Source organism: Candidatus Stygibacter australis (genome assembly GCA_030765845.1).
In the GTDB taxonomy this organism is placed as follows: domain Bacteria; phylum Cloacimonadota; class Cloacimonadia; order Cloacimonadales; family TCS61; genus Stygibacter; species Stygibacter australis.
Genome location: JAVCDJ010000134.1, coordinates 1 through 4884 on the forward strand (window position 1 = coordinate 1; position 4884 = coordinate 4884).

Sequence of the window (4884 nt, forward strand, 5' to 3'; positions counted from 1 at the left end):
AATTTCGCATTAATATCTTTTAAAACTCTTATCATATTTTTTGCTGGATTGTACTGAACAGCAGCAATAGAAATCTGGCAGAATCTGTATCCACGCATAATGACAGGATAACCGATCGTGACTATATTTTTCGGATACCATTCATCTTTGCTATAGAATTCTGCATTCTTCTCTATGTGGTTTTCCCATCCGAATGACTGAATGGGTAAATCAATTGCTACTTCATCATAGTTATATTTAATATTCTCAATCACAAAATTTCCTGATGGTGGAAGCGATATCAATTGCGAATATAGAGGTAATATTGCTTTTCCCGGTTCAGCAGTTGAAGCATATCCCTCTATTGTGACACTGCAAAATTGAAGCTCTCCCCTTGTTTCATTGCTTATCTCGCAGTTATCGAAGTTGCCTTGTATCAAAAGATTGTTACCTTCGAGATTAATATCCAGAGCAAACATGCTCGCAGGAATCAGGATTATAAAAAGTATGGTTGTGAAAATCTTATTTTTCACATGACCTCCCCTTATAATTTTGAGTTGTTGATAGAAATGTGTGGTTTTTATGTCAAGAAGTTAGAGACATGAAATTGGAATATATTTCAAAAGATTTTAATGTTTATTTTAATTTAATAACTTTAATGTGAATATCGAATAAAGATCAACGATTTGAGATTTAAGATGTGAAATCTTTTGCCTAATCATTTATCAGCAAACACTTATTGGTTCCTATTACAGAGTCTCCAACTTTTATTTGATAAAAATACAGACCAGATGAAACTCTTTTCCATATATAATCTCTACCATCCCAATTAACTTCATTCAAACCGAAATTAAAATCAGTGCATTCCATCTCTCGAACCAGTTGCCCCTTCACATTATAAATCTGAATTTGTGGCAATTCGTGAGAATTCGTGGTTACATAATAAGAAATGGTTGTTGAACTGCTGAAAGGATTGGGATGTGCTGATAAAGTTTGGATGATTTCCTCTGGTTTATCATCGATATCATAGCTCACTTCAAGCGTGACAGGAATAATAATTTTCTGTCCGATTCCTGATTCAATAATTATATATGCTTCATAATTGCCAACATCACAATTAATTGTTGATATTTCAAAAGGAATATGTAATGATTCCCCCCCTATAAGTGTTCCTGAAGTTATGTCTAACGATAACCAATTAATAGGTGAATCAACAATGCTGAAGGTGCCATCAGAGCGATTTGAAATTTCATAATTAGATGCGGTGATTTTGAAAGCACATTCTTCTGAAGGAGGTCCCGTTACTATATATTCATATGATCCAGTATTTTGAAATGCATCAGCAACTATTTCCCAGGATAATCCATCATCTCTAGTAATTTCTATGATAATTTCATTATAATTTCCAGGATAATTCCAACATAATGTGTCTACAGTATCATATAATAATATTTCATTTTCATAGGGCTGGATTATATCAAAAATATTAATAGAGAAGTAATTATCTGAAATATCCACTGCTGTTCCAGCATTATCTTCAATCTGAATTGTACAAAAATCTGATAATGGATAATCTATATAAAAAGAAAACTCGCCGTCATTATTTGTGGAATATGTTAGGACATAACACAGATTCACTAAGAATAATTTAATCGACACAGATTCAATAGGACCTGATGAATTCCATAAAATTGTTTGCATGGTTCCATAGGTAAGAGTCTCTCCACCATTTGGAAATAGTACTTCAATATCTGAATTTAATATAGACTTTTTACCATGAGGTATATTTTCTTTAGTATTTGCTTTATTATTTATTCGTGGTAATGAGTTCATTTTTGAAATCAAATTCGCATTTTTATAACCATCAAAATTTTTTCTTGATCTGGGAAAATGCGATAAGCTTGCACTGAAATCAATTGATTGATTTGAAATATTTGATAACACAAAATTGTCATATATAATTGTATCTTGTGGAACAGTATAGGATAGGATTTGCGGATTTACTTCAAGTAATGGAATTTCCGGTGCTTCTTTGGTTGTAAAAAGTATCGAAATTTCATCTTGCAATTCGTGAGCTGTTGGAACATATATATTTGAGTATGAAAGCAAAATCCCTTCGGTTTGTTTCCAATTCTCTATCCCCACAGTAGCGTAATTATCACCTTGGTCTACGTTGTTAATTGTTTTATATTGAAATAATATTTCACCATCTTCTGTTAGGGTTTTGTAATATGCCGGATCAAATAGAATAACCTGAAATGTTTCTTTTTTATCTGGGTTGTACTTATTTAAAAACTCAAACCATTCTATAATTATGAATTGATTTTCAATGTCATAAAAATAATAAAGTTCCCCATTTCTTAAGTTATCCCAAAATGGAGCGATCATTGCATGCGGTCCACACCCGGATGGTATTGTCTTGTTCCTATGATAAACAAAATCTTCTCCCATTGAGATCCAACCTTCAGAACAAACTGAAATCGAATAATAGTAGTTCCCATAAAAAGAAAAAGCAAATGGCAGATCGATAAATTCAACATATCCGTCATTTGTCACATAATCCCCCTCCAAAAGTACACCTTCCCCTCCAAGATCAGGATTTATTTCTATCCAACTATACGTTGGAGGAGTAAAAAAACCTTCATCCGAACTCTCTATTGCATAGTATCCATAAGAACTGAATGTAGGACTTTTTTCACTGATAATTCCTATTGGGATTGAAAACTGTATATTTTGAACAATTGAATCATTTTGTGAAATTTCTAAATCAAACTGTGCAATCTCTCCGGTTAAAACTTCTTCAGGAAGCATAACGAAGGGCATTGAATTAGCACCGGTTCCATTCATAGAGATTGTTGTATAATAACTCTCATCTTGAATCATTGTTACTTTGTTATTAACGCAAGTAAGTTGTGCAAAGAATAAATCACTTTGTATCGAGCCCGTATTTGTTAACTCTATAAAGATATTGTCTTGTTGATTTTGGATAAGACAGCAATCATTGTTCTGAACAATAAAATCGGAAAATACTAATTCAGGACTTATTATTTCAAAATCAATTTTACAAGATTGTGTTCCGAAATCTGAAGAAACAGAAATGTCTATATCTGAGTACTTTCCATCGTGCCATCTATCATTAATTCTAAAAAATAAATTCTGACAGAGATGACTCGTTTGAGGCAGTATTGAGTCAATAAAAAGACTATCGGTAATTATTGAAATCGACTTGTCATCAGATGAGATATTTATTAAAATGTTTTCAGATATATTCGAAGAAGAATTAATCAAGTAAAACTCATATTCAACAGTAGTTCCAGCTATTGGCTCGTCTATATAATTTACTTCACCCATCTCCAAAGCCAGTTCTGAAAAAATTTCAAATTCATTTGTAATAGGCAAATAACCATATTTAGAAGCGGTAATCTCATAATCTCCTAACTCAAGGGTAGTATATAACGTTACAAAGCCTTCATTATTAGAAATTCCTTTCGTAATAAGAGAATCATCTTTAGTAAGGGCAACAATAAATCCATTCTTATCATCTACATTATCGACCTGTACACTAATATAGTTTTGTTGAATAGGAATACTATCTGGTGATATAAAAGTAAAATCTTTTGGGATGTCTGTCCATATTCTCAATCCCGGTTCTCCAAGAAGATTATACACATAAAAGTAGAACTGGTCTGAATTGTGAGAATTTCCCCAGGCATGATTATGAGGATAATTATTATACAATTCCATTTTTCCTCTCAGCAACATTTCACCACACCTGTTCATATTTTCATATACTACTCCTTGATAAATGCCCATATCCATACAATTATTCCATTCAATCTGAGTATCTCGCTCACTTGGACCGATAAATCCTATTGCCCCTTTCGGATTAGTAGGTGATCCTTCTTTAAGCCATACTTCTCCAAAGCACTGTTGTACTGCCGAAGAAGCGAAGTCCCCTCCGTCGCAGGTTATACTCGTAATCATGGGCAGCATAAAATGGTTATTCAAAGAAGCAATATCATCACTTACCAAAAAATTATACCCTACGGTATCCCACCCACTATGATAACCATAACCACGATAATTGATAAATGAATACCCTGCATTTATCAAACTTATTAGCTTCTGAACTCCCGAGTCATAAGGATAAGTGAATTCATCAACTTCAAATCCAAAATTAATAAGCTTTTCTTTGACGTTCATTTTCGTAATATAGTATGTATAAATTCCCCAATATGCATCCAGAGGAGAAATCATCAATGCATGATTATACCATTCACCTTGAGTAATAGAGCTTTCATAATGTATAATCTTGGTCACAATTGTTATTAATTCCATAAGAGTCTGAATTGAGATACGACCAATAAATATATCTGGAAAATAATCATCTCCATCAAGTAATGAATATTCATGATCGCTAACATCATACTGCGTATAAGTTCCTTGAACATAAAATGATGGGAGAACATATAATCCTGTTACATCTCCTACTAAAATTACAAATTCAGGAGGAACATCCCACGAAAGATACGCATTTTGTATATAGTTTTTGATGTCATAATTATCGGGTGATGCACCGATCTCAGACAGGGGTGTAAGCGTTACTTCGTGCCCGAGTTTTCTCTTCCACCGCACAAGTGATTGCAGCGTGCTCACACATGCATCAGGAGTGATGATGAGATAACTGCCATTATCGATGATGCCTTCTTTATGAGCTTCATATACATGCTCTGAAACTATTTTCGAGAAAGATGATGAAGGTCTACTTTTTGTGTCTTTAAGAGGATTATCAGTAACAGAGGCATCCATAGAGAATTTCGCATTAATATCTTTTAAAACTCTTATCATATTTTTTGCTGGATTGTACTGAACAGCAGCAATAGAAATCTGGCAGAATCTGTATCC

At 33.3% G+C, this 4884-nt stretch carries 2 protein-coding genes; both read right to left on the bottom strand.

Features of this window, described 5'->3' with window-relative positions:
* Positions 1-512 (bottom strand): C25 family peptidase propeptide domain-containing protein (locus RAO94_06795; GenBank protein ID MDP8322039.1); only part of this gene is annotated, 512 nt, incomplete at its 3' end.
* A 181-nt stretch (positions 513-693) separates the two neighbouring features.
* The gene (locus RAO94_06800; protein MDP8322040.1) at positions 694-4827 is read right to left on the bottom strand and encodes a C25 family cysteine peptidase; all 4134 of its coding nucleotides are present in this window, start codon (positions 4825-4827) and stop codon (positions 694-696) included.
* Positions 4828-4884 lie beyond the last annotated feature (57 nt).